This is a genomic window from Bacillus sp. AY2-1 (assembly GCF_008368965.1).
Taxonomy (GTDB): domain Bacteria; phylum Bacillota; class Bacilli; order Bacillales; family Bacillaceae_G; genus Bacillus_A; species Bacillus_A thuringiensis_S.
Genome location: NZ_QPEL01000020.1, coordinates 21,111 through 46,184 on the forward strand (window position 1 = coordinate 21,111; position 25,074 = coordinate 46,184).

The following is a 25,074-nucleotide window of genomic DNA, read 5'->3' on the forward strand; positions in this document are numbered from 1 at the left end:
AATAAGGGTCTTACCCCAAAATTCAGTTGAAACAAAGAAGTTAAGTGAGAGTCAACGCCGAATTGGCAAAGACTATTAATCAATGAGAAATGAGCAGCCTCCGCCGATTAAATTCTCACTTTATCTTTGGAAATTCATTTTTTCACCATACTCTTTAACGATTTGAATTATATTTTGAAACACACCTATTTTTTCTTTTTCACTGTTTAATATTTTTAAATCATACTTTTCGTAATATGTTTCTAATGATTTTAATTGTGATTCTGAAGCGCCTTTTACCTGCACAGTAGCATGCAATTCATATTGCTTATACCCTTCCTTTACTTTTTCACCTAAAATCATTTCACTCTCTTTTGCTCCAATTAATTTTTGAACTTTTTCTGGGAAAGTGAGTTGCAAATAATATTCTTGTTCCTTCACTAACTTGTTGTATAGTGATTGTGAAATCGTATACCGTACCATATAATTCACGTTTTGATCGCCTGCTTTAATATGAAACGCGGTAATCTGCAAATCTTTTTTTGTTACCTCCGTTAAAGGACCTACCTGCACCTCTTCTTCTTTTTGTTCTGAAACATTTGGAAATATAGCCAAAAGCTTTTCCGTATCTTTTTCATTCAACATATACATAACTTTCTTATATTGCACCCATCCTCGTCTATCTTCTCCCCTTAACCATGCATAATAAGTTTCTTTTTTCCCCTCTCTACTAATTTGTATTTCATATTCAGGTTCACCGAAGCTTCCGGTTATTTCTTGTTTCTCAGCTTTATCCAAAATGTCTATTACTAACTTCGCTTCTGATTCCTGCAACTTTTTCTCTTTATGTTTTTTTTGTATAACGGTTACCCCTATTGTTTCTTTCACTTCATTCACCGTCTCTTCTACTTTTTTTGTTTCTTGTTTTTGCTCAGCTTGACCACAAGCTGCTAGTAACATAACAAATAACAACAATACATATTTCCCTTTCAAATTAATCCTCCTTTTACGATAAGAAATTCTTATAATCTTCATACATAAAACAAAAACGTGACATCCTATTAAATAAGTTATACTAATCATTGAAAGGAGGTCTTTATCATGTCCATTAATTTTCATGATGCAAATAATAAATACACATACGCAACAAGAAACGCTCATATTTCTTGGGCTGAAATGGTAAAAAACATTACAGACATACAAAACAAGCAAATAATTGATATTGGCTGCGGTGGCGGGATTTATACGAAAGAACTCGCTCTTATGGGAGCCAAAAATGTTGTGGGACTTGATTTTTCACAAGAAATATTACAAGCTGCAAAAGAAAATTGCAACAATTTCCCAAATATTTCTTTCATCCACGGTGATGCACATAATATCCCATACCCTAACGAAACATTCGACATAGTTATTTCGCGCGCAGTTATTCATCATTTACAAGACATTCCTACATTTTTATGTGAAGCTTCTCGTATATTAAATAAAAACGGTGTACTTATTTTACAAGATCGAACGATTGAAGATTGTACAGTTCCAGGAAGTCCCGAACACATTCGTGGATATTTTTTCTCTATATTTCCAAAACTCATTGAAATAGAGTCAAAAAGACGTCCAAAAACCAACACGATACAGAAAGAATTACAAAAACATTCTCTTCACGTGCTTCCCACACAAACACAATGGGAAGTACGAAAAATACATGATTCTGTAGAAGCATTGCTACAAGATTTATCTCCTCGAACAGGTCGATCCATTCTATATGAGTTAACAGATGATGAACTTTCTCAACTTCTACAACATATACAGACCACATTACAAAACGTCTCTCCTATTATTGAAAGAGATCGATGGACAATTTGGAGCGCCATGAAGTTGTAAGGAAGGAAGCCTCACAAAATAATGTGAGGCTTCCTTTCTTTCATAATCTAATTTTGCAACACTCTTGATATCCTCCACTTCTGGCCTGTGCACTTCCACACTTCGGACATACTAAATATCTAGACTGATTTGTCAACAAACTACCTTTTTGAAAGAGTAAAACTTCTGCTTGTTTAAACGAACGCGAATAATATAACCACATAAAACCAATTATAGCAATAATGCCAAATAATACTCCCATCGCAAGCATTTCAGTCACCTCTTTTGGTTTGTTCTTTCCAGCAAGTGGATTGTTGTAATATTCTCTGTAAATTCAAATAATCCCTTCTTTACTCCTATAAATATCAACTTTCTCTATAAATTTTACAATTCTCCACAAATTTTTACTCCCATTTTACAATTCATTATTCCTTTTGCAACAACGAATATTACTTTCGATATTTCCGTATATAAATATATCTTTCAAAAAACATATTGACTTTCTAAAAAAAACATGCAACAATACTGTCAGAATACTTGAATAAAAATTCATTGACGAGAACGAGTACGTTATAGAACTGTTCCCCAGAGAGTTGGCGATTTGCTGAAAGCCAACGTTCAGTGCGTAACCGAAAATCATCTCCGAGAAGTAGAACCGAATGTTACAGTAAGTTCTTACCGGCCGTCCCCCGTTACAAGGAACACGTATCATGTTGTACGTTGCAAAGCCGTATACATATAGATTTATTTCTACATGTGTAAATTAGGGTGGTATCGCGGGTAAATATAACTCGTCCCTTTCTTTAGGGACGAGTTTTTTGTGTTCTTACAAATGAATTTAAAAAAGGAGGAAAAACAATGAACACTGTATCAAAAAAACATATTTTTTTCACGGGTCTTATGCTATTTTCTTTATTTTTTGGGGCAGGTAATTTAATTTTCCCTCCCATGCTTGGCCAAAACGCAGGTGAAAACTTTTGGCCCGCAATGATTGGATTTTTACTAACAGGAGTTGGCTTACCACTACTTACTGTTATCGCAATTTCTCTATCAGGAAATGGAATGCAGCAACTTGCAAGTCATGTTCATCCATTATTCGGAATTTTCTTTACGGTAGTTGTATACATTGCCATCGGTCCATCCATGGGCATCCCACGTGTTGCAAATGTTGCTTATGAAATGGGTGTTAGTTCTTTCTTACCAGAAACAATCCGCTCTAGCAGCCTAGTGCTATTTGTATATACAATCATATTCTTTACTATCGTATTTTGGCTGAGTTTAAATCCATCTAAACTTGTCGATCGTATTGGAAATATATTAACACCTATTTTATTACTCTCAATTTTCTTATTGTTTGTTAAAAGTGTCTTTACACCACTTGGACAATCAGGACCAGCTATGCAAGAGTATCAAACTTCTCCAATCTTCAAAGGCTTTATGGAAGGGTACTTAACAATGGACACCATTTCAGCACTTGCATTTGGAATTATCGTTGTAAATGCAATTCGCTCTAAAGGTGTGAATGATCGTAAGTCCATTGCCATCGCCACAGCAAAAGCAGGGCTTATTGCCGCTACAGGACTCGTACTTGTATATGGTGCACTCGGCTGGCTTGGGACAACTAGTGTCTCTCTCGGATATGCAAAAAATGGTGGACAGCTACTTACTGTTATCGTACAACAATTATTCGGCCCATACGGTTTGCTCCTATTATCTCTTATCGTTACACTCGCTTGTTTAACGACATGCGTTGGACTCGTATCTGCGTGCAGCCAATATTTTTCAACATTATTGACTACATTTTCATACAAAACGTTCGCGAGTATCATTTGCGCATTAGGATTATTAGTTGCCAACTTAGGTTTAACAAAAATTATCGCAATCTCTGTTCCAATTCTACTTGTTGTATATCCAATTGCGATTGTACTCGTACTACTATCGTTACTTCATAAATACTTCGGTGGATATCGCTCTGTTTATGTAGGTGCTTTAATCGGAGCAGCAGTTGTGAGCGTATTTGATGGATTAAAACAAGGCGGTATTCCAGTCTCGTTTATCACGTCCAACTTTGAATTTATTCCTTTATATAATGAAGGAATAGGCTGGCTATTACCAGCATTAGCCGGAGCACTTATCGGATTTACTATCGCTAAACTAAACGGTGCTAAAAAAGTTCCCTTAATAACCGACGCAAAAGCATCCTAAAAAAACTCCCGAAAGGGAGTTTTTTTACATTTGATAAGCAGTATGATTAAAACTACTTATTTTATACGCTTTCGTATAATATTCAATATTCGTATCAACTGTTTCTACCTTAACAACATCATAGCAGTCTTCTTGCTTTACTAAAAATAAATAGTATTCCTCTGTTGCCTCAATAATCGCAATTTTATCTGTTTCAACATTATATTGTTCACAAAGCGCTTGTAATGCGTTCACATAATCCCCTAATTTTTTAGACTTATCCATTCCGAATATAGTTTGAACTAACATATACATTCTCCCCTTTGTATGTACTGTTAACAACTTAATGATAACGCTTACATTTATTAGCGTCAATAAAAAGATTTGATGCAAACTAATAATCAATGGGGATAGTCCCCCACTGATTAAAGTTGCACTTTATCATTTCGTTAATTGATGTCTAAATGCATAAATAACCGCCTGTGTCCGGTCACTTACATTTAGTTTATTTAATATATTACTCACATGTGTCTTTACTGTTTTGAGGGCAATAAACAATTCATCTGCAATCTCTTGATTACTTTTCCCCTCTGCAATTAATAACAAAATTTCAGACTCTCTTTCTGTTAACTCCTCATGCAAAGGTTGCTCTTTCTTTTGACGCATACGGGACATCATTTTCCCGGTAACTTTCGGCTCTAATACCGTTTCTCCATCATAAGTAGCTCGTACAGCGTCCGCTATATCACTTGCTCTTGATGTTTTTAATAAATAACTAGTCGCCCCAGCCTCAATAACAGGATACAATTTTTCGTCATCTAAAAAGCTTGTTACAACTACAATTTTTGCTTCTGGCCATTCTTGAATAATAGCACGTGTTGCTTCGACACCATCCATCTCATCCATAACAAGGTCCATTAAAATAATATCCGGTCTTAATTGCAGTGCTAATTCTGATCCTTTTTTTCCATTTTCAGCTTCCCCGACCACTTCAATATCTGGTTGTGTAGATAAATATGCCGATACACCCATACGAACCATTTCATGATCATCGACAAGCAATACTTTTATCATACTTCTCCCCCTCTCTCAAGCATAATCGGTACTTTCACTTCTATTTGTGTACCTTTGGCCGGGAAACTCAGTACCTTGAGTGTCCCACCAATTTCATGAACACGCTCTTGCATCGATCTTAAGCCATAGGAACCGGCTTTATTAACGCCTACTTCAAACCCAACACCGTCATCAATGATTTTTAAAATCGCATATTGATCAATTTTTCGAAGGCGCACTTCTGTTTTCTTTGCCTTCGCGTGTCGCAACGTATTTGATAGCGCTTCTTGCACAATACGGAATAAATGATCTTCTACACCTTTTTTTAATTCTATTGGCTCAATAAGCCATTCAATTTTCATATGTTGTTTTCGCGATAATTCCGTTAATAATTCCTCTATACCTTCTGTCAGTTTCTTACCTTCCAATTGTACAGGACGTAAATGAAGGAGCAATGCTCTCATTTCTGATTGAGCATTTACAACCATATTTTCAACAAGTTGTAATTGTTTTTTTGTCACATCTGGAAATTCAGTTATTTGTTCATTAATCGCTGACATCATCATCGACATTGCGAAAAGCTGCTGACTTACTGAATCATGCAACTCCCTTGCTAAGCGATGCCTTTCTTGAGAAATCGCTTCTTGTCTCATCTCTTCATTCCAATGAGCTCGTTCATTCGTTACTTTTTGAAAGAGTCCAGCTTGCTCCTCTAATCGACGAGCCAGAACGATTACTTTTCGCTCCACTTCATGAAATTCATCATCCGCAGTAAACGAAACATCACTCGGAAAATTCCCTCGCTCTACTTCAAATAGAAAAGTATTTAATCCTTGTATACGCTGCTCTATATAGTAACCGATTGCATATCCTACAATTCCCCCGATAAGTAAACTTGTAGTCATAATAAACAAGCCAATTGGAACAGAAGCGATGGATTCCTTCCATAATAAATCATACACTTGTTGCTCGCTTTTCCAAACATATACAATTGTACAAATGAGTGCGATACTAACAGAGGACAACATAGAATAACGAATATACATCCACGAAATATTTTTTTGTTTCTTCATTATACTTTCCTCACTTCCGTGTCGCCTACGACAAGCGAAGAAATAATTTTAATACGACGAGGAGCCTCTTTATACTGCTCTGTTCTAAATGTAACATTGCGGTTAAACCCTGTCTCTTCATGACCTGGCAAGAGCACACGGCCGACAATAACAGAGTGATTTAAAGAAAGTTCAATATCATATGGCACATATAAACGAATATTACCAACGACACCTCGAATAACAATTACTGTTTCTCCTTCTGGAATCATAGCAGTTGTTAAATCTATTTCCACATCACAAGCACCATATTGAACATTAATATCCTCAAGTTCATAAATATGATCCATCATTCGTACATTGCCTACAAACATATTTTTCAAATATGGTTCTGTACGATATATTTGCTTCTCTTCGTCTATAATTCCTTTTTCTTTAATTTCAACCTTCATTGCTTTTTGCTGATGTCCTTGTTGAATCAATTGATAACCAATTAAAGCTAAACAAGCAAATACGACAAGAACAAATGCTGCTGATGAAAATAAGAAAAATAAAAATACGATACCACCAACAAATAAAAATACATTCCCCCGTACATAACGATTCTTTTTACGATAATGCCTTCCAAACATAAGCATAATAAATGCAAAAATGAGACCACCTGGTTCAAAATGTCCAAGTATCATATCAAGAAAAAGACCGAACCCAAATATGATGAGGAGCATCCCCATTAATTGTGTCTTTGAAAAATGTTTCTTCACTTCAGCTCCCCCCCTTCTTGTCACATATACATAGAAGAAAAGGCATTGCTTTCCAACACCTTTTCTCCTATCACTATATCATAAGCCTGTTTTATAATATACTACTATTATTTTGTTAACTCTTTCGTTAACGATACATCATTCTTTTCTTTCATTTCACGCTCAAGTTTTGCAATTTTCATATCAAATGTGTCACGCTCATGCCCTTCATTCATACGAGTTTCTAAGTCACGAATGTGATCTTCAATTTCTTCAAATCGTAAGAACGGATTATTTTCATCCATTTTATGCATCGCAGTATTCATCCGACGATTTGCATGTGCCATATTTTCACGTGCCATTAGTTCCATACGCTTTGCGTGCATTTCTTTTAATTTATTTTTCATTTCAGAAAGACGACGCTCTAACTCATCAATTTGCTCTACAACACCTGCATACATTTCTTCTAATCGAGTTACTTGCCCTTCATAATAAGCTACCTCTTCTAACGCACGTTCGTGCAATTGTAATTCGCCTGCTTCTTGAGCAACGATAGCTTGCTTTGATCTTTTATTAACGAAATAACGTGCTTGCTCAAGCTCACGAGCGAAGTTAGATTTTAATGTTTTATGACGCTCAATTAACTTCTCAATTTTTGTTATTTCACGCTCACTATCACGTAAATATTGGTTTAACATCGCAATTGGATTTTTTCTTTCCTTCTCATCTAACACGTTATGAAAATCAGCTAAAATTGCATCGCGTACACGTCCGAATAAAGATTGTTTCATTATAAATCTTCCTCTCTTCTACTTTAATTATAATTTGATTTATTGTTTTAGTTTTTCATTAATTTGTTCCACTCATCTTCAAAGTTGCTATATGGTTTAGAACTTTCTGGAGCAGATTCAACAACTACATCTTTTTCTTTTTTCCACTCACGGTATCCGTAGTATAAAACCACTAAAGCAGCGATACCGATTAATGCTGGTGAATGAGAAAGTGCAATGGATAAACCGATTAAACCAACAATACCCCAAGCTAACTTTCCAAAAAATGATTTAGCTCGCACAAATGATTTATAGCTCCAATATACAACTCCTGCTCCGATTGCGAATCCTACAATACCAGCAAGACTACCAAGAGCAATTAAAGCCAAAATACCGGCTGCGATAAACGCTAGAAATTGTTTCATCTTGTGCTTGCCTCCCTTCGATTTGATACTCTTATCTTAACTATTTTTTCATCTTTCCATAACGAGCTTAAGAACCGTTTTTAACTCAGACTTAAGACCGAGTCATATTCAGCCCTTTACGCAAAAAAACGTGCAGAGTCTATTCTCTGCACGTTTTTTAATTACTAACGTTCATATTAGATTAAGCTGTTTTATGATACTTTTTTTTCTCAGCTACTTTCGAAAACCTTGGAAACCCAATTAAAATAGAAATAATCCCACATACTCCAACTAAAATTGGATAAAATGCATATGGTAACAATTCAACCGGAGATAACGCTGCAAATCCTGCTGCCGTTAACATTTGGGCACCGTACGGGATCAACCCTTGCACACAACATGAGAAAAGATCTAATACACTCGCTGATTTACGAGGATCTATTTCATATTGATCCGCAATATTTTTTGCAAGCGGGCCTGTAAAAATAATCGAAATCGTATTATTTGCTGTACACATATTCGTCATACTCACTAAACCAGCAATACCAAATTCCGCTCCTTTTTTCGAACGAATATTACGTGTTAATACATTCATTAAATATTGAATACCACCATTATATTGGATTAATTCAACCATACCGCCAATTAATATAGCAAGTAATACTAACTCCATCATACCGCCCATTCCAGTCGTTACACTTTTAAAGAAACTTTCTAACGTGTAACTTCCATCTATAAGACCGATAACACCAGATAGTACAGTTCCACCAGTTAATACGATAAGTACATTCCAGCCAAGTAGAGCTGTAATAAGTACTCCTGCGTACGGTAAAATCTTTATCCAATCAAAGCTATGCGCTTTAACCTGCGTATCACTTCCTGAAGTAACTATTACTAATAGTACAATTGTAATAATAGCCGCTGGTAATACAATTAAAAAGTTCGTTTTAAACTTATCTTTCATTTCTGTTCCTTGTGAACGAACAGCTGCGATTGTTGTATCTGAAATAAATGATAAATTATCACCAAACATCGCTCCGCCAACAACAGTAGCCATCGTAAGCGCAATTGAGATATCAGTTTGACCACTAATACCTACAGCAATTGGTGCTAACGCTGCAATTGTTCCCATTGAAGTCCCCATAGCTAATGAAATAAATGCACCAATAACAAAGATTCCAGCTACGATAAATCCTGGCGGTAAAATAGTTAACGCTAAATTAACAGTTGAATCTACCCCGCCCATTCCTTTAGCAGTTTCAGAAAATGCACCAGCAAGCACAAAAATTAATACCATAATCATAATATCTGGATTTCCTGCACCTTTAGCGAACCGCTCTACTTTCACATTAAAACTTTCTTTACGATTCATCACTAAAGCAACTCCTACAGCAATTGAAATCGCTACAAGTATCGGCAATTTATAGAAATCACCTGTAATAATTCCAGAACCAATAAATAGCGCCAAAAATATCCCAAGTGGTAATAAAGCTAAACCATTTCCTCTCGTTTCTTTCAAAGTACCATCTCTCCCTAGTTTCAACCTTTTTCTAATGAATAACAAAAGACCTCTTCCGATGAGAAGAGGTCTTATACATCTATAAGAAACACTCTTCTCATCTTTCAAGCACACGCTTGCTGGATTTGGCACAGCACTCTGAAATCGAGTCCGCTGCCGAGGCATCGTAGGGCCAGTCCCTCCGCCTCTCTTTATAAGAAGGTTTCATATTTATTTTTTAATAATAATTTCTTCCCTAACTTTACTCGCTTACAAAACAAAAGTCAATTATTTTTTGTATAGATTTTTTTGGTAATTATACAAAAATTTGAATACAACAATCATTTTAACTTTTCGATTTCTTCTTCCAATATTGAAATCCAATAAAATTCACTATTTTTTATTGCTGCTAATATCCATTTCGTAGTGTACCAAGCTAACTCATACTCTTCCTTCGTGACATCGCCACTTTTATAAGCATCCTCTAGCTCTTCTTCATCTAATATATACACCTTACCGCTGGGTAATAATACTACATCTAAATATAAATCATCAAAATACGGTAAACCACGATCGTCTATTTCATATTCTTTCGTCACATCAATATAATATTGCACTAAATTGTGCCTATCATCTAACATAGCTGTAATCGCAAAGTTCTTTCCATTAATGAAATATTGAACCCACGTATACCCATCACTTGCAATACAAATTTCTTTACCATCATATTCTTTACAACTAGGCTCTCTCACTTTTTTTATATCCAGTATTCCGAGCATTCCCTCTTCCACTTGCTTAACCGTATAACTCTTTTCTATTAGTCTCTTCCACGAAGCACCGTCACCATATTTACGTTTCATTATGTCTGCTCCTCTTCTATATACAGAAAAGCTCCCACATATTATGTGAGAGCTTGTTCATATTATAATTAAGCAGCTTGACCCTTTTCAGAAATCTCTTTTAAATAAGCTTGTCCTTTTTCAGCGTCATATTGACCTTCCCACTTAGACATAACTACAGCTGCTAAAGAGTTTCCTACAACGTTAACTGCTGTACGAGCCATATCTAAAATACGGTCAATACCAGCAATGAACGCTAAACCTTCAGGTGGAATACCTACTGTACCAAGTGTCGCTAATAATACAACGAATGATACGCCCGGTACACCTGCGATACCTTTTGATGTAACCATTAATACAAGTAATAATGTAATTTGTTGTGTAATAGATAAATCAATACCGTACATTTGCGCCAAGAAAATCGCCGCAATTGCTTGATATAAAGTTGATCCATCTAAGTTAAATGAATAACCTGTCGGAATAACGAAAGATGTAATTGCTTTCGGACAACCGAATTTCTCCATTTTCTCCATGATTTTCGGTAAAACTGTTTCTGAGCTTGCTGTAGAATACGCTAAGATCAGCTCGTCTTTTAAAATCTTAAAGAATTGGAAAATGTTAATTCCAAATATTTTCGCTGTAAGTCCTAAGACAACTACGACGAAGAAGATCATTGCTCCATATACGACAATTAGTAATTTCCCTAATGGAATTAATGAAGCAAGACCAAATGTAGAAACTGTAACACCAATTAGTGCAAACACACCAAATGGTGCAAATTTCATAACTTGGTTTGTTACATAAAACATTGCGTCAGCTACACCTTGGAAAAATTGAAGAACTGGTCTTCCTCTTTCACCAATTGCTGCTACACCTAAACCAAATAGTACAGAGAAGAAGATAATAGCAAGCATATCTCCGTCAGCTAATGACTTCATAATGTTCGTTGGAACAATATTTACAAATGTATCTGCAAATGAATGACTTTGTACTTGCTCTGTTGTATGTGTATATTTTGAAATATCTGTCTTTGTTAACTGCTCCATATTCACGCCTTTTCCTGGTTGGAAAATATTCGCTATTAATAGACCAACAATAATTGCAATTGTTGTAATAATTTCAAAGTAAATAATTGTTTTTCCGCCTAGTCGACCTAGTTTTTTAACATCGCCAACACCAGCAACCCCAACAACAATACTTGCTACAACAATCGGTACAACGATCATTTTAATTAATCGGATGAAAATATCACCAATTGGTTGTAAATAACTCACTACAGCCGGATTGCCAAAGAAAATCGCCCCAACTGCAATACCAAGTGCAAGTCCTATTAATATTTGCCATGCAAGTCCTATTCTTTTCATATTTGTTGTAACCCCCTCTTCGATGTGTCACTCTATCTCTCATTCTATCTCTATAAAACTAAGAAATTAAGAGTATTACATATTATTCGACAATTCACTACATTTTGTCCCTGTTAAAAATCATAAATCAAAATTTAAAATCTGACAACAAAATAACTTTGCTCGAACACAAATAATTTTCTTGACAAAAAATAAACTCATGTCAGAAAACCTCACATGAGAACGATTCCTTACTAGTATTTCATTGGCTTTCTAAGTAATATTTCACCCCATAAAAACTCTTACTTCCCTCCTGCATTTTACAAATAAATCAAAAATTTACCTTTGTTACACATATAAATAAAATGTAAGTACTATGACAATTAAAGTTGAAAAATGATAAATTCCGACAAAACTTAGCAATTTTATAAAGTTTTCTTTACATTATGATTACAACGATAGACACCCTTCTTCTTATGATATATAACATTCATAGGGAAAGGAGTCAGACAACAATGAAAAAGAAATTTGCAGCGTTTAGTGTTTTAGCAGCAGGAACGATTTTTGCTTCCCCGTTACTTTCACCCGTATACGCTGAAACGAATCAAGATAAATTAACTAACATTCAATCTGAATTAGAAGGCAAACAAAGTGACTTACAAAATAAATCAGTCGAGAAAGAACAAATAGAAAAAGAAATTCAAGAATTACAGAAGAAAATCGATGAATTAACTACTTCTATTAATAAAAACGAGGCTGAATTAAACGATACAAAAAAAGAAATTAGCAAAACACAACAAGTAATTACTGACAAAAAGAAACATATAGAACAATTACAAACAAACATAGATACACGTCAGGAAGTTATTAAACAACGATTACAATCTATGCAAGAAAAACCGCGTACAAATATCATTACAGAAGTATTAACAAACTCTACAAACATTGCTGATCTTGTTGATAATATGTACTCCGTAAGTTTAATATTAAACAACGATACAGATATTGTAAAAAAACAAACATCTGATCAAAATGCTGTAACTACAGAAAAAGAAGCTGTTGAGAAAAAAGAACAACAACTGAAAGAATCTGAGCAAAAACTAGAACAAAAACAGCAAGAATTACAAAATAACCAACAACAGCAACAAACTCTTATTAACGATCTACATACGAAAGTAGCAAAAGTAGATTCAGAGATTGAAGGATTAGAAGAATCCAAAGGTATTTTAGAAAATCAACGTCAAGCTGTTCAAAAAGCAATTGAAGAAGAAAAACGTGCCGAAGAAGCTCGTAAAGCGGAAGAAGCTCGCCAGGCAGAAGAGGCTCGCAAACAACAAGCTACTAAATCTGCTCAAGCAACTCAAGCAACTCAAGCAGCTCCAACACCACATGATACAAATATCGGTGGCTTTATCAAACCAGCAGCTGGATCAAAAACATCCGGATTCGGTGTACGTTCTTTAGATAACCATAAAGGAATTGACATCGCTGCTTCGGGAACGGTTCCAATTATCGCTGCTGCAGATGGCGTTGTTATTCGCTCAGAATTATCATCTAGTTACGGAAACGTAGTGTACTTATCTCACCGTATAAACGGAAAAACATATACGACAGTATATGCTCATATGAATAGCCGTTCCGTATCGAATGGACAAACTGTAAAACAAGGCGATCAGCTTGGATTTATGGGGAATACGGGCCAATCATACGGACAACATTTACACTTCGAACTTCATCTTGGAGAATGGAATGTCGGCAAGACAAACGCAGTTGACCCATCTCCTTATATCGGATTATAAAAAACCTCGGTGCCTACCGAGGTTTTTTATTTACACTTCACACAATATAGGCATTCTACATAAACTATAACTAAATGCCTATAGTTTACGAGGTGATCCATATGAATACGCAATTACAACAAAAAATAGAAGAAGCTAGAACGACATATATCGGCCGGATATTTACATTTGGCGGCTCAGTTTTATTTTTAATCGGTTCATTCCTCGCAGTCACCACAGCCTATAAAGCGTATAATCGGCTATTACATTCATCAACATAAAAAAGACGGTAGATCCCCGTCTTTTTTATGCAAACATTTTAAATATACCTATCGCATTTAAAAATACAATTATTACAGTTACCGGAATGACATAACGAAGTAAGAAGAACCAAATGTTAAATAACGTTTTCCCTTTCGTTTCCGTCACTTCTAATTCTTTCATCAACAATTCTTTACTCATTTTATTTGGTACAAATAATGAAATAGCTAGTACTCCTAACGGCAGCAATACGTTACTTACTGAAAAGTCGACTAAATCAAAAAATGTTTTCCCGAATATTTTCACGTCACTCATTATTCCAAATGATAACGCTGATGGAATACCGACTGCAAAAATAAGAATACCAATTAATAATGATGCTGACGGACGCTTCTTCTCATTACCTTTCGCAACAGATGCTACTACAATTTCAAGCATTGAAATTGCTGATGTTAAAGTCGCAAAGAAGAATAAAATTAAAAACATAATAAAGAAAAATTGACCAAATGGTATTTTTGCAAATACTGCTGGAAGGACGATAAACAGTAATCCCGGTCCTTCAGTCGGTTTAACTCCTAATGCGAAAATCGCTGGGAAAATTGCTAATCCTGCAAGTACTGTAACAAAAACAGTTAAACTTACAATAGATGTTGCTGATTTCGCTAAATGTTCTTCTTTCTTTAAATACGAACTATACGTTACCATTACCGAGGCACCTACAGTTAGCGAGAAGAAAGATTGTCCCATCGCATATAAAATCGTATCTGCTGTAAGCTTTGAAAAATCTGGCTTTAAGAAGAACTCTACTCCAGCAAAAGCACCATCGAGTGTTAACGCACGAACAATAATCGCTATAAATAAAATAAATAATAGCGGCATCATGTACTTACTTGCCTTTTCTATACCTTTCTCTACACCTTTACTTACGACAAAAATTGTACAAAGCATAAAGATAAATTGTGCTCCAATCGCACTTAACGGATTTGAAATCGTTTCACCAAACAATTGTCCATAATCAGCTACTCCATTCCAGAAACTGCCTGTCACACTATAATATAAATAAAGTAAAATCCATCCACCTACAACACTATAAAAAGATAGTACACTAAAACAAGTAACAACTCCCATACGACCAATCCAAGGATATAATTTGCTATTTGGCACTAATACTTTATAAGCTGTAACCGCCTCTTTTTGCGTGCTACGTCCAATAACAAACTCCGCTATTAGAAGAGGCATACCTATAAATAAAGTTAATAGTAAAAATACAAGGAAGAATGCTCCTCCCCCGCCATTACCTGCAACATATGGAAATTTCCATATCGCACCAAGACCTACTGCGGCTCCGGCTGCTGCGAGTACAAAGCCTATTTTCGACGTCCATTGCTGTGTTTCTTTCATCATAAATTCTCCTTTTCTGAATATTTAAACTTTTGTTAATTATACACTTTCATTTCATACTCGCACACCTCCTTTAGAAAATAAAAAAGTCCCCTACACGCAAATATGCATGTAGAGGACGATATATGTAATGTAAATACCGTGGTACCACCTCAATTGGATTGATAAATCCCACTTGTTCAAGTACAGGAATAATTCCGATACTCTATCCTTTTAACGGCGGAACCCGGGTTGCCTACTACAATGTTCAACATACCTCTCGCAAGCCCATTCTGTATAATTTATCGTACCGGGCTCCCACCTAACCCCAGCTCTCTGAACGCATCAAATATACGTACTCTTCTTGCTCATCGATTTCATCTATTGAAGTTACTTGTGATTATAAATTATATTTTTATATTTGTAAAGCGCACTTTATCTTTTATTATTTTAAAACCTTTTCCTCTAATTCTCGCAAAAAACTTTCTCTTTTCCCCTCGTTTTGCATATATACTGATTTCAACACTTCCTGGAGCAATATATTTCGTTCCCTCTTTTCTAACTGTAAATCTTTTAACTTCACCCTTACTTCATATAAAAAATCTAAATACGATTCATATGTCTCATCATATTTATTTGCAATCTCATCTCGAATTTTTTTTGCGAGCTTCGGGCTCGCTCCCCCAGTAGAAACTGCTATATTAAGCAAACCACGATGAATCGCTGCCGGAAAATGAACATTACCACTTTCCGGATTTGTAATAACATTTACTAATTGATTCTCCGCGGCATCTTCAGCAACTTGTTCATTTAATATTGAATCACTACTCGCTGCAACAACTAAAAAAGCACTTTTAATATCACTTTTTTCATATTCTCTTTGATACCAACGAATTTTCTTTTCTTCCACAAGTTTTACTAAATTCGCATCTAATTCTGGACTGATTACAACTATATCTGCACCTTGTTTGAGTAAAGGAATAATTTTAAATCCTGCAACTTTTCCCCCACCAATAACAACAACACGTTTCTCATTAACTCGCACTGTAAGTGGATACATACTGATCTCCCTTCAATAACTCCGTCGTTTTCTGAATTAACATATCTTGAAACGCTTCATTCTTCCCTAAATATGGACTGATTTTTATCTCTTCCAATTCATATTGGCGCACTTCTTTCTCAATATGTTTCATAAGTAAACCTGTAAATAACAAGTAAGGCAGTACAACGATGTTCTTTTCTTTTCGTTCTACAACTTCCTTTAACTTCTCCTCAAATTTTGGCTCTGCAGCCGCTAAATAACAAACTTCTACTTTTTTAACCTTCTCTTCCGTTTGAAATAAAGAAGCAATCCAGTTTATATCTCTTAATACTTCAGGATCACTGCTCCCTCTTGCAACGAGAAGTAACGTCACTTCATTTTTATCTTCCTGTTCGATGCCACTTCCGCTATACACCGATTTAACAAGTGTTTCTGACACACCAAACGGATTACCATAAGTCACTTTAACATTCGGATATTGATTCTTGAGCTTTACCAATTCAAACGGGATATCTTTTTTTACATGACCTGCCGCTAATAAAAAAACTGGAATAACAATAACCTCTGTAGCACCACGCTTCAAACATATACGGAACCCTTCATCAATATTTGGATTCGCTAACTCTAAAAAACAAACTTCTTGAATATTCGCTTCTATACGACTCATACACGATGTAATAAATTGAATCGCCTCTTCTTTTGCTGTCTTCAAACGACTTCCATGACATATATATAAGACGGCTTTCATTTTACAACACTCCACTTACTTGATAAGCATTTTCCGTTTGCTTCTCAAACCAATGGATTTTTTCTCTAAAACGGACAACTTCTCCAATTACAATCATGCTCGGATTTTGAATTTGCTCTTTTTTCGCAACATCTACAATTGTCCCTAACGTTCCAACAACTGTGCGCTGCATAGACGTCGTCCCCTGCTCAATAATAGCAACTGGCGTACTTTTATCTTTTCCATGCTTCATCAGTTGTTCGCATATGTAGGGTAAATTACTAACCCCCATATATACAGCTAACGTCTCTACACCTTTCGCTAAATTTTCCCATTTCACTTCTTCTTTAGCACCTTCTTTCCTATGCCCAGTCACAATAGCAAAACTTGCACTTGCATCACGGTGCGTCACTGGAATACCAGCATAAGCAGGTACAGCTATTCCAGACGAAATGCCTGGGACGATTTCAAATGGTACACCTTGCTTTGCTAATGCTTCCGCTTCTTCTCCTCCTCTACCAAATACAAATGGATCACCGCCCTTAAGCCTCGTTACAACTTTTCCTTTTTTCGCATACTTAATAAGAAATGTATTAATTGTTTCTTGCTTCATCGTGTGATAATTCGGGAGTTTCCCGCAATAAATTAAATCCGCATCAGGCTTTGCGTGTGAAAGCAGCTCTTTATTCACAAGGCGATCGTATAAAATAACATCTGCCTTCTCAATACATTTCAATCCTTTAACAGTAATTAAATCTGGATCGCCAGGACCCGCTCCAACAATATAAACCTTTCCCATCATCTCTCCTCATTTCTTCTATTAAAATGAAACTTCCATTCGTATATAAGAATGGAAGTTTTTATTTTTTCGTATTACTGATCTCTACTCATGAATAACAAATGCCGCACCTTTTCGAATCTTCTTTTTTTCAAACAAAGAAATCTCTTTTACCTCTGGCAACGGTAAAAAATGCTTTTCAAGCTCAATCTCCGCAAGCTTAAATGCCTGTTCTTCACTTTGAGCAACAACAACAATCGGAACAATATCACTCACTAATACAGCTTCAAATCGATATAAATCCATATTGTCCTCCCTAAGACGCTATGACATCTTCTAACACGTTATTTAACGCTATTTGTAATGTATCTACACCAACACGACCTACAAAATCATAAAATGTTTCGGCTGGTAATTTATTCTCTTTGAAATAACTTATAAATGATGCGAGTACATCAGGTAAATCCTCGCCATCTATTTTTCCTTTTAACTTTTGATTGTAGGCACCGCCATCTAACAACGTTCCACCTACGTATATTTCAAACGCTTCAACAATTCCCTTTTCCTTCGTTTTCATTTTCACCCCTTGTAATCCAATGTCAGCAATTTGACGTTGACCACATGAATTCGGGCATCCTACCATATGAATTCGAACTGGAACATCAAGTGCAATTTGTGTATCTAAGTATTCTGCAATTTTTCGTAATCTTTCTTTCGTTTCTACTAGTGCAAGATTACAATATTCAATACCAGTACATGAAACCGCATGACCAATAAATGATTTCGGGCTTGCAGATATCGCTTCAAACAACGGTTCACTAAGTAATCCTTTTACATTTTCCGGCGGAACGTTCGGAATAATAAAATTTTGTGAATTACATGTACGAATTTGTCCATTTCCATATTGCTTTGCGATTCTTGCAATCTCAAACATTTCTTCTGCATGTAAACGACCTACTGGTACATTAAAACCTACATATTTTAATCCCTCTTGTTTTTGGTCTTGAACACCATAAAAATAGCCTGCATTCCATCCTTTGAGTGCACTTTCCCCTTTACTTTGTAAAGGCCCTGTATACTCTATTAGTTTCTCTTTAAATTTCTCTGCTCCCCAGTCCGCAACAAGAAATTTCAAACGGGCTAAATGACGTTTCTCACGATATCCAAAATCACGGAATATAGTAGCAATCGCAATCGCCACTTCCTTCACTTCTTCTGGTAAAACAAACACATCTAATTCATCAGCTAAATATGGACGGGCTGATAACCCTCCGCCTACTTTTATATGAAAACCAACTTTTTTCTCACCATCTATTTCTTTCGTAGCAGGTGTAAATGCAACACAGTTAATCTCTGCGTTTGCTGAGTTATAAATATTAGAACTAATAGACATTTTAAATTTACGTGGCAAGTTAGAAAACTCTTCATTATGTTGGAAGTAGTCATATACTTCTTTCACAATATGTGTCGTATCAAATAGTTCATTTGCATCAATTCCAGCAAGCGGATTACCTGTAATATTCCGCGTAATATCACCACAAGCCCCCGCTGAAGATAATCCAACTCTTGCTAATCTTTTAAAAATATCTGGAATTTGCTGAATTTCTAACCAGTGAAACTGAATCGCCTGTCTCGTAGTAATATCTATTACATCACGTCCATAATCCTCAGCGATAGAAGCAAGTACTTCTGCCTGCGCATTTGTAATAATCCCTGACGGAATATTTACCCGCATCATAAAATAACCAGCTTCTTTTGGACGTTGTAAATACAATCCTGCCCATTTAAAGGCATCCCACTCTTCTTTCGGAATAGATTCAAATCCATTTTCCGCATAGTAAGGAATATCATTAAAAATTTCTAAACCATCTTTTTCTAATTTATTTTTCTCCGTCTGATTTAATTTTTCATTGTTAGCCCATACTTTTTCATAACTCATTTTTAAATCCCCCTATATAAAGTGAAACTTTAATCAGTAGAGTTTTGTTCATCCCACGCTGATTATTAGCCTTAACCAATCGGGTATTTACGGGCAACCCGACTCCCACCTAACTTCTTTGCCCCAACCGAATTTTGAGGTGGGAATTTTACTTCCCGGCAAATAGCGGGATAAAACTACGCTCTTGTAAGTACTTCACGATTTGTTCTGCACATTCTTCAATAGAATATTTGTGCGTTTCTACAATTAATTCTGCTTGTTCTGGCTCTTCATAAGGCGAATCAATACCTGTGAAATCCTTAATATCACCTTTTCTTGCCTTTTTATAAAGCCCTTTCGGATCACGTTTCTCACACTCTTCAATCGGACACTTCACAAAAATTTCAATAAATTCATCTGCCGCTAATAAATCTCTTACTTGTTTGCGATCTACTCGAAATGGTGAAATAAACGCTGTAAGGACAACTGTTCCTTGATCTACAAATAACTTTGCCACTTCGCCAATACGTCTTATATTTTCCATGCGATCACTTTCAGAAAATCCTAAGTCTTTATTTAAACCGTGGCGAATGTTATCCCCATCCAGCACATAATTTCCAATATTCTTTTCAAACAGTTTACGAGCGACCGCATTCGCTACTGTAGATTTACCCGAAGCTGATAAACCAGTAAACCAAATTACAAAACTGTGATGTCCATTCTTCACTCTTCTATCATCTTTTGAAACCGAAGCTATATGCCAAGTAATATTCGTATCCATCTCGTTCTCTCCCTATTCTGTTACTACTTCTTTTTTTAAACCTTTAATTAGCACTTCTACTACTTCTTTACGACTAAATGTACTTGGCGGAATCTCACCGTTTCTTAATAATTCTCTTACTTTCGTACCCGATAAAATAACATGATCTTCTTTTCCGTGCGGACATGTTTTCGTTGAAGCCATCGCTTCACATTTCGTGCAGTAAAAACTATGTTCAAAGAATAGTGGTGTAATGCCTAACTCTTCTATCGTAAAATTCGTGAAGATTTCTTGCGCTTCGTATGTTCCGTAATAATCTCCTACTCCGGCATGATCACGCCCTACAATAAAGTGTGTACATCCAAAATTCTTTCTTACTAACGCATGAAATATAGCTTCCCTTGGTCCTGCGTAACGCATTGCAGCAGGAAATACACTTAAAAAGACACGATTTTTCGGATAATAGTTTTGAAGGAGTACTTCATAGCTTTCCATTCTTACATCAGCAGGAATATCATCCGATTTCGTTTCTCCAACGAGTGGATTTAAAAAGAGACCATCTACAATTTCAAGAGCAGATTTTTGAATATACTCATGGGCACGATGTACCGGGTTTCTCGTTTGAAATCCGACTACTGTTTTCCACCCACGTTTTTTAAATTCTTCTCTCGTTTCAATTGGGTCTAAACGATAAGAAGGAAATTGATTATTTTCAAAGCGTTTTGTTAGAATAATAGTTCCTCCAACGTAAACGTTTGGCCGTTCATATAACTTTTTCACTCCTGGATGAACCTCATCCGTTGTTTTATATACAAGTAACGCTTCTTTTTCTTTATCTGGTACGAAAATATCTTCTATTTGAATAACACCATATATATTTCCATTGTTGACAAGCTTTACTTCCTCTCCAGTCTTCAGGCTTTCTGCGACTTCTTCTGTTACCGGTAATGTAATCGGTATACTCCACACACTACCATTTGCTAAACGAAGCGTTTCTACGACTGAATCATAATCTTCCTTCCCTAAAAAACCAGTAAGCGGGCTATATCCACCTGTCGCCAATAGTTCTAAATCACTTAAAGCAATATTGTCTAATTTAATTTCTTTTTCAATTTGTGATACCTCATATGTCTCATCTATACGGTTTACTAATTCGTTTACTGTGCTCATTTTCTATATCCCCTCTTAGCTTTATTTCAAGATTCATCTTATTGATAATGAAGACCACATTCGGTTTTCATTTTCCCAGCCCATCTACCATCTCTTGAATCGCCACCATCCCCTACAGGTAAAGTACATTTCTCACACCCAATACTTGGATAGCCAACATCATGCAACGGATTATACGGCAAGCTATGTTTGTATACATATCGCCAAACTTCTTTCCACGTCCAATGAATGAGTGGACAAACTTTAATAGATTGAAAACGATGATCTTGATTTATAAACTTTGTATGCTTACGTGTTTCTGATTGTTCCCTTCTTAAGCCCGATATCCATGCTTTTTCCACGACTAATGATTTTTCTAAAGGTAAAATTTTTCTAATCTTACAACAAAGATTCGGATTGCTCTCCCACAGTTTTTCACCATGCAACTTCGCCTGTTCATCAAGTGTAAGTTCTGGCTGTTTTTCTATAATATTCAATGAAGGAAATCGTTCCCTCACTCTTTGAATTAATTCATACGTTTCTTGAAAATGAACATTTGTATCTAAAAATACAACTTTAGCAGATGGATTTACTTGGTTTATAAGGTGCAGCAATACCATACCTTCCACCCCAAAGCTACATGCATAGACGATTTCATCTTTATACTCTTCATAAGCCCAATTTAATACTGATAACGCGCCTTTTGTTTCATCTTCTTCCGAAAATGAAACAACATTTTCTTCCCACGTTTCATACGTCAACATGTTTTTTCCCCCTGTAAAAGCAAAAAGACGGTTTTAACCTAATGAAAATAGGTTAAAACCGCCTCTAGTTTTTCTAGTCAGCGCTTTTCACTTTAAACGTACTTTTTCACTTTTCTCTAACTGAATTACTTTTCCATCTTGCACAACAATTGTAATTGAACCATATTTCATATCAGCAAGCATCGCTTCAATCTTCTCGGATACTTCATCAAAATGTTCCCGTACACTCACGCGAACAGCCCCCCTTTTTATTCATAAAAAAAATCTTTCCCATTTCGAAAAGACTGTTCGGTAATATATTTTACCTTATCTTTCAAAATGGATTCCATTTTGCTGGATTTAGCACCTTGCTTTCTATAAGCAGGTTGCCGAGCTTCTTCGGGCCAGTTCCCTCCGCTTCTCTTGATAAGCTTTGTATTTGTATTTTATCACAATTCTGATTTTTTTCAATCCTAGTTTTCCGATATATTTTAATTATTTTATTTTACAAAAAAGGAATTGCCCATCCGAACAACTCCTTTTCTATTTAGACAAGCTCTTTAATACGTATGCGATCGTTCCCAATAATATTTTCATATGTTTCGCGTTCCACAACTACTTGCGATGTTCCGCCTTTTGCAAAGACCACGGCTGGTCTTCGAATCCGATTGTAATTATTCGCCATCGAATACCCGTAGGCTCCTGTACAGGAAACTGCTAGTAAATCAGCAGAAGCGACTTTTGGTAAATGAATATCCCAAATCAACATATCTCCACTCTCACAGCATTTCCCAGCAATCGAAACGAGTTCCTCATTCTCATCATTCCCTCGATTCGCTAACATTGCTTCATAACGCGCACTATATAAAGCAGGTCTTAAATTATCTGTCATTCCACCATCGACTGATACATATTTCCGAATACCAGGAATATCTTTCACAGATCCAACTGTATAAATTGTTGTCCCAGCATCACCTACAATGCTACGGCCTGGTTCAATCCATATTTCTGGCAATGGATATTCACATACAGTAAATTGTTCTCTCACTGCACTTGTTACAGCTCGCACATATGTCTCAAGAGTTAATGGTGTATCCGACTCTGTGTAGCGTATTCCAAATCCCCCGCCTACATTTAACACTTTTACTACATAGTTTGTTTGCTCTCTCACTTCTTCTAAAAATTGGCGAAGAACTTCAATTGCTCGAACAAAACCAGCTGTTTCAAATATTTGCGATCCGATATGTGAATGAATCCCTAGCACATTATAATTTGATTTTTGTAAAGCAAATCCAATTGCCTGCATCGCTTGACCGTTTGAAACGCCAAATCCAAATTTCGAATCATCTTGGCCTGTTGTAATATATTCATGTGTGTGCGCCTCTACTCCAGGCGTTACACGAATTAATATGTTCACAAATTTTCCATGTTGCATCGCTAAATCGTGTAAAATTTCTAATTCAAAGAAATTATCTACGACAAAACAACCAATATTCGCCTGAAGAGCCATCACTATCTCTTCTTCTGTTTTATTATTTCCATGAAAATGAATACGTGATGCTGGAAATCCTGCTTGGAGCGCAGTATATAATTCTCCCCCAGAAACAACGTCTAATGACATATTCTCTTCACGAGCTACTCGGCACATCTCCATGCACAAGAACGCCTTGCTTGCATATGCTACTTGATAAGAGAAACCACTTTCTTTAAAAGCACGATGAAACGCTCGGCATTTTCCTCGAATAGACTCTTCATCATATACATAAAGTGGTGTTCCGTATTGCTTTGCTAGCTGCGTCGTATCGCACCCTCCAATTTCTAAGTGTCCTTGCCCATTAATTCGGCTTGTGCCGTGTAAATACATTTAAATTCCTCCCTTATTTCCTCTAAAACTCATAACCCCAATCTTCTATTCATTGCAGCACGCTTTTAGATAGACAAAAAACGCGCGGAACAATGTTCACACGCGTTTCTTATTAGGAAAAATATATATTGAAAAAATAAACGAGTTGTTATCTCCTCAAAATAAGAAACCGCATCAACATCTCCAAATAGCTCTCCATAAAATAAATCTTATGACAGTACTACATTTATTCAATGTAGTCCCAATATATGAATAAGATGGTTATTCTTATATTTCGGCAATAGTCCCTTTCAACCTATGATCACAGATTCCATTAAATCTCCCATAGCTTACTCTTTCCTATCGCGGCCTCTACCTTTGAGAGTAGATGAGGTAAGTCTATTTAATTTTCAAACATCTAATTGTTGCTATTAACAATACCAAAGGACCATTTTATTTGTCAAACAATTTTTTATATTGTTTTTTTACAGTTTAATTTTGTATCGTTTGGTAAGCGCTTTACTGAAATCTTTGTCACTTCCCATTCGCCTTCTTCGTTATTAAATGTAATCGTTACCTTCTCAAATGGTGGAGCAATTTTCCCAGCAACACGTTCATACTTTGTCACTTCAATACTTGCTTGAAATAAATATGTACCGCTATACACTTTTTTTAAACTAATAATTTTAGGACATTGATAAGGTTTCAAACTTCCATATTGTTTTTCAATTGCTTTATTTATTTTTGGAAATAAAACAGAATAAAGTGCATCTTCCATAAGAGGTGCATCATATTGAGCTACCGACACACTCGGTGAAGTAAAAAGTATAACACTACTGCATGCTATAAAATATAATAATTTTCGCATTATAACCTCCGTATATCACGCGATTCTTTCTACGTACGATAATTATCATACATAGAAATTCTGTTTTATTGTCTCCCACCAATCTTTTTCTACTCGATTATTATAAAA

Annotated in this window: 27 protein-coding genes, 3 riboswitches and 2 other annotated features; of the genes, 4 read left to right on the plus strand and 23 right to left on the minus strand. The window is 35.8% G+C overall.

Features of this window, described 5'->3' with window-relative positions; all coding sequences use genetic code 11:
* Window positions 1–120: 120 nt before the first annotated feature.
* Window positions 121–972 (minus strand): YhfM domain-containing protein, encoded by an 852-nt coding sequence (locus DN403_RS05760; RefSeq protein ID WP_000677057.1) that lies wholly within the window; start codon window positions 970–972, stop codon window positions 121–123.
* Window positions 973–1,080: 108 nt separating this feature from the next.
* On the opposite strand from DN403_RS05760, the gene DN403_RS05765 reads away from it, so the two are divergent.
* Window positions 1,081–1,857, plus strand: coding sequence for a class I SAM-dependent methyltransferase (locus DN403_RS05765; protein ID WP_079245288.1), 777 nt, complete (start codon window positions 1,081–1,083; stop codon window positions 1,855–1,857).
* Between the two features lie 40 nt (window positions 1,858–1,897).
* On the opposite strand, the gene DN403_RS05770 is transcribed toward DN403_RS05765, so the two are convergent.
* Window positions 1,898–2,107: a hypothetical protein gene (locus DN403_RS05770; protein WP_000880630.1), complete on the minus strand. Its 210-nt coding sequence runs from the start codon at window positions 2,105–2,107 to the stop codon at window positions 1,898–1,900.
* Between the two features lie 272 nt (window positions 2,108–2,379).
* Window positions 2,380–2,638, plus strand: a binding site (T-box leader).
* Between the two features lie 56 nt (window positions 2,639–2,694).
* Between DN403_RS05770 and brnQ3 the strand changes: the two genes are divergently transcribed.
* The gene (brnQ3, locus tag DN403_RS05775) at window positions 2,695–4,041 is read left to right on the plus strand and encodes a branched-chain amino acid transport system II carrier protein BrnQ3 (protein ID WP_001099170.1); all 1,347 of its coding nucleotides are present in this window, start codon (window positions 2,695–2,697) and stop codon (window positions 4,039–4,041) included.
* A gap of 24 nt (window positions 4,042–4,065) precedes the next feature.
* Here brnQ3 and DN403_RS05780 read toward each other — a convergent pair whose 3' ends face one another.
* From DN403_RS05780 to gltP, 9 genes are all read right to left on the minus strand, one after another.
* Window positions 4,066–4,404 carry a DUF3922 domain-containing protein gene (locus tag DN403_RS05780; protein WP_118961699.1) on the minus strand — a complete coding sequence of 113 codons (339 nt, stop codon included), beginning with the start codon at window positions 4,402–4,404 and terminating at the stop codon, window positions 4,066–4,068.
* A gap of 57 nt (window positions 4,405–4,461) precedes the next feature.
* Window positions 4,462–5,094, minus strand: a complete 633-nt coding sequence (locus tag DN403_RS05785; RefSeq protein WP_000598702.1) for a response regulator — start codon at window positions 5,092–5,094, stop codon at window positions 4,462–4,464.
* On the minus strand, window positions 5,091–6,146 hold the full coding sequence (locus DN403_RS05790; RefSeq protein ID WP_000744327.1) for a sensor histidine kinase: 1,056 nt from the start codon (window positions 6,144–6,146) through the stop codon (window positions 5,091–5,093). The genes DN403_RS05785 and DN403_RS05790 overlap by 4 nt, the downstream gene beginning before the upstream one ends.
* On the minus strand, window positions 6,146–6,886 hold the full coding sequence (liaF, locus tag DN403_RS05795; RefSeq protein WP_000716094.1) for a cell wall-active antibiotics response protein LiaF: 741 nt from the start codon (window positions 6,884–6,886) through the stop codon (window positions 6,146–6,148). The genes DN403_RS05790 and liaF overlap by 1 nt, the downstream gene beginning before the upstream one ends.
* Window positions 6,887–6,993: 107 nt before the next feature.
* A complete protein-coding gene (locus tag DN403_RS05800; RefSeq protein WP_000814131.1) occupies window positions 6,994–7,656 on the minus strand; it encodes a PspA/IM30 family protein in 663 nt (220 codons plus the stop codon).
* Between the two features lie 47 nt (window positions 7,657–7,703).
* Complete coding sequence (locus DN403_RS05805; protein WP_000808640.1) at window positions 7,704–8,060, minus strand: lmo0954 family membrane protein; 357 nt, start codon at window positions 8,058–8,060, stop codon at window positions 7,704–7,706.
* Window positions 8,061–8,241: 181 nt separating this feature from the next.
* Window positions 8,242–9,558 carry a Na+/H+ antiporter NhaC family protein gene (locus DN403_RS05810; protein WP_033668892.1) on the minus strand — a complete coding sequence of 439 codons (1,317 nt, stop codon included), beginning with the start codon at window positions 9,556–9,558 and terminating at the stop codon, window positions 8,242–8,244.
* 94 nt (window positions 9,559–9,652) lie between these two features.
* A riboswitch (SAM riboswitch) is annotated at window positions 9,653–9,758 on the minus strand.
* Window positions 9,759–9,878: 120 nt separating this feature from the next.
* On the minus strand, window positions 9,879–10,397 hold the full coding sequence (locus DN403_RS05815) for a ribonuclease FAU-1 family protein (RefSeq protein WP_000824630.1): 519 nt from the start codon (window positions 10,395–10,397) through the stop codon (window positions 9,879–9,881).
* A gap of 68 nt (window positions 10,398–10,465) precedes the next feature.
* The gene (gene gltP / locus DN403_RS05820; RefSeq protein ID WP_000821134.1) at window positions 10,466–11,740 is read right to left on the minus strand and encodes a glutamate/aspartate:proton symporter GltP; all 1,275 of its coding nucleotides are present in this window, start codon (window positions 11,738–11,740) and stop codon (window positions 10,466–10,468) included.
* Between the two features lie 494 nt (window positions 11,741–12,234).
* On the opposite strand from gltP, the gene DN403_RS05825 reads away from it, so the two are divergent.
* Together DN403_RS05825 and DN403_RS31030 are read left to right on the plus strand one after the other, a co-directional pair.
* Complete coding sequence (locus DN403_RS05825) at window positions 12,235–13,518, plus strand: murein hydrolase activator EnvC family protein (protein ID WP_017762944.1); 1,284 nt, start codon at window positions 12,235–12,237, stop codon at window positions 13,516–13,518.
* Between the two features lie 101 nt (window positions 13,519–13,619).
* Window positions 13,620–13,778, plus strand: a complete 159-nt coding sequence (locus DN403_RS31030) for a hypothetical protein (RefSeq protein WP_001096007.1) — start codon at window positions 13,620–13,622, stop codon at window positions 13,776–13,778.
* A gap of 25 nt (window positions 13,779–13,803) precedes the next feature.
* Here DN403_RS31030 and DN403_RS05830 read toward each other — a convergent pair whose 3' ends face one another.
* The 12 genes from DN403_RS05830 to DN403_RS05885 form a co-directional block, all read right to left on the minus strand.
* Entirely contained in the window at window positions 13,804–15,159 is a 1,356-nt protein-coding gene (locus DN403_RS05830; protein WP_000665434.1) for a sodium-dependent transporter, read from the minus strand.
* A 111-nt stretch (window positions 15,160–15,270) separates the two neighbouring features.
* Window positions 15,271–15,519 (minus strand) — a binding site (T-box leader).
* Window positions 15,520–15,583: 64 nt separating this feature from the next.
* Window positions 15,584–16,198, minus strand: a complete 615-nt coding sequence (locus tag DN403_RS05835; protein WP_000283361.1) for an NAD(P)-binding protein — start codon at window positions 16,196–16,198, stop codon at window positions 15,584–15,586.
* The gene (locus tag DN403_RS05840; protein WP_042597455.1) at window positions 16,173–16,928 is read right to left on the minus strand and encodes a sirohydrochlorin chelatase; all 756 of its coding nucleotides are present in this window, start codon (window positions 16,926–16,928) and stop codon (window positions 16,173–16,175) included. The genes DN403_RS05835 and DN403_RS05840 overlap by 26 nt, the downstream gene beginning before the upstream one ends.
* A gap of 1 nt (window position 16,929) precedes the next feature.
* Complete coding sequence (gene cobA / locus DN403_RS05845; protein WP_042597454.1) at window positions 16,930–17,706, minus strand: uroporphyrinogen-III C-methyltransferase; 777 nt, start codon at window positions 17,704–17,706, stop codon at window positions 16,930–16,932.
* Window positions 17,707–17,790: 84 nt separating this feature from the next.
* Window positions 17,791–17,991, minus strand: a complete 201-nt coding sequence (locus DN403_RS05850) for a DUF3906 family protein (RefSeq protein ID WP_000366918.1) — start codon at window positions 17,989–17,991, stop codon at window positions 17,791–17,793.
* 10 nt (window positions 17,992–18,001) lie between these two features.
* Entirely contained in the window at window positions 18,002–19,624 is a 1,623-nt protein-coding gene (locus DN403_RS05855; RefSeq protein ID WP_042597453.1) for a nitrite/sulfite reductase, read from the minus strand.
* A 148-nt stretch (window positions 19,625–19,772) separates the two neighbouring features.
* Window positions 19,773–20,384: an adenylyl-sulfate kinase gene (gene cysC / locus DN403_RS05860; protein WP_042597452.1), complete on the minus strand. Its 612-nt coding sequence runs from the start codon at window positions 20,382–20,384 to the stop codon at window positions 19,773–19,775.
* A 12-nt stretch (window positions 20,385–20,396) separates the two neighbouring features.
* Window positions 20,397–21,533 (minus strand): sulfate adenylyltransferase, encoded by a 1,137-nt coding sequence (gene sat, locus DN403_RS05865; RefSeq protein WP_000108784.1) that lies wholly within the window; start codon window positions 21,531–21,533, stop codon window positions 20,397–20,399.
* Between the two features lie 38 nt (window positions 21,534–21,571).
* On the minus strand, window positions 21,572–22,276 hold the full coding sequence (locus tag DN403_RS05870) for a phosphoadenylyl-sulfate reductase (RefSeq protein WP_000959017.1): 705 nt from the start codon (window positions 22,274–22,276) through the stop codon (window positions 21,572–21,574).
* A gap of 87 nt (window positions 22,277–22,363) precedes the next feature.
* Window positions 22,364–22,507, minus strand: a complete 144-nt coding sequence (locus DN403_RS05875; RefSeq protein ID WP_000116158.1) for a YezD family protein — start codon at window positions 22,505–22,507, stop codon at window positions 22,364–22,366.
* A gap of 72 nt (window positions 22,508–22,579) precedes the next feature.
* Window positions 22,580–22,688: riboswitch (SAM riboswitch) on the minus strand.
* A gap of 114 nt (window positions 22,689–22,802) precedes the next feature.
* Entirely contained in the window at window positions 22,803–24,119 is a 1,317-nt protein-coding gene (lysA, locus tag DN403_RS05880) for a diaminopimelate decarboxylase (RefSeq protein ID WP_000280641.1), read from the minus strand.
* Between the two features lie 180 nt (window positions 24,120–24,299).
* Window positions 24,300–24,481, minus strand: a riboswitch (Lysine riboswitch).
* An 89-nt stretch (window positions 24,482–24,570) separates the two neighbouring features.
* Window positions 24,571–24,966, minus strand: a complete 396-nt coding sequence (locus DN403_RS05885; RefSeq protein WP_001228823.1) for a DUF3888 domain-containing protein — start codon at window positions 24,964–24,966, stop codon at window positions 24,571–24,573.
* Between the last annotated feature and the right edge of the window lie 108 nt (window positions 24,967–25,074).

Excerpts from the sequence above, each read along its gene's own strand:
- DN403_RS05825 (WP_017762944.1), top strand. The coding sequence starts at position 12,235 with ATGAAAAAGAAATTTGCAGCGTTTAGTGTTTTAGCAGCAGGAACGATT.
- DN403_RS05850 (WP_000366918.1), bottom strand. The coding sequence starts at position 17,991 with ATGGATTTATATCGATTTGAAGCTGTATTAGTGAGTGATATTGTTCCG.
- DN403_RS05800 (WP_000814131.1), bottom strand. The coding sequence starts at position 7,656 with ATGAAACAATCTTTATTCGGACGTGTACGCGATGCAATTTTAGCTGAT.
- sat (WP_000108784.1), bottom strand. The coding sequence starts at position 21,533 with ATGAGCACAGTAAACGAATTAGTAAACCGTATAGATGAGACATATGAG.
- DN403_RS05840 (WP_042597455.1), bottom strand. The coding sequence starts at position 16,928 with ATGAAAGCCGTCTTATATATATGTCATGGAAGTCGTTTGAAGACAGCA.
- lysA (WP_000280641.1), bottom strand. The coding sequence starts at position 24,119 with ATGTATTTACACGGCACAAGCCGAATTAATGGGCAAGGACACTTAGAA.
- cysC (WP_042597452.1), bottom strand. The coding sequence starts at position 20,384 with ATGGATACGAATATTACTTGGCATATAGCTTCGGTTTCAAAAGATGAT.
- DN403_RS05790 (WP_000744327.1), bottom strand. The coding sequence starts at position 6,146 with ATGAAGAAACAAAAAAATATTTCGTGGATGTATATTCGTTATTCTATG.
- DN403_RS05765 (WP_079245288.1), top strand. The coding sequence starts at position 1,081 with ATGTCCATTAATTTTCATGATGCAAATAATAAATACACATACGCAACA.
- DN403_RS05855 (WP_042597453.1), bottom strand. The coding sequence starts at position 19,624 with ATGAGTTATGAAAAAGTATGGGCTAACAATGAAAAATTAAATCAGACG.
- brnQ3 (WP_001099170.1), top strand. The coding sequence starts at position 2,695 with ATGAACACTGTATCAAAAAAACATATTTTTTTCACGGGTCTTATGCTA.
- DN403_RS31030 (WP_001096007.1), top strand. The coding sequence starts at position 13,620 with ATGAATACGCAATTACAACAAAAAATAGAAGAAGCTAGAACGACATAT.
- DN403_RS05815 (WP_000824630.1), bottom strand. The coding sequence starts at position 10,397 with ATGAAACGTAAATATGGTGACGGTGCTTCGTGGAAGAGACTAATAGAA.
- DN403_RS05870 (WP_000959017.1), bottom strand. The coding sequence starts at position 22,276 with ATGTTGACGTATGAAACGTGGGAAGAAAATGTTGTTTCATTTTCGGAA.
- DN403_RS05830 (WP_000665434.1), bottom strand. The coding sequence starts at position 15,159 with ATGAAAGAAACACAGCAATGGACGTCGAAAATAGGCTTTGTACTCGCA.
- DN403_RS05835 (WP_000283361.1), bottom strand. The coding sequence starts at position 16,198 with ATGTATCCACTTACAGTGCGAGTTAATGAGAAACGTGTTGTTGTTATT.
- DN403_RS05805 (WP_000808640.1), bottom strand. The coding sequence starts at position 8,060 with ATGAAACAATTTCTAGCGTTTATCGCAGCCGGTATTTTGGCTTTAATT.
- cobA (WP_042597454.1), bottom strand. The coding sequence starts at position 17,706 with ATGGGAAAGGTTTATATTGTTGGAGCGGGTCCTGGCGATCCAGATTTA.
- DN403_RS05785 (WP_000598702.1), bottom strand. The coding sequence starts at position 5,094 with ATGATAAAAGTATTGCTTGTCGATGATCATGAAATGGTTCGTATGGGT.
- gltP (WP_000821134.1), bottom strand. The coding sequence starts at position 11,740 with ATGAAAAGAATAGGACTTGCATGGCAAATATTAATAGGACTTGCACTT.
- DN403_RS05885 (WP_001228823.1), bottom strand. The coding sequence starts at position 24,966 with ATGCGAAAATTATTATATTTTATAGCATGCAGTAGTGTTATACTTTTT.
- DN403_RS05770 (WP_000880630.1), bottom strand. The coding sequence starts at position 2,107 with ATGCTTGCGATGGGAGTATTATTTGGCATTATTGCTATAATTGGTTTT.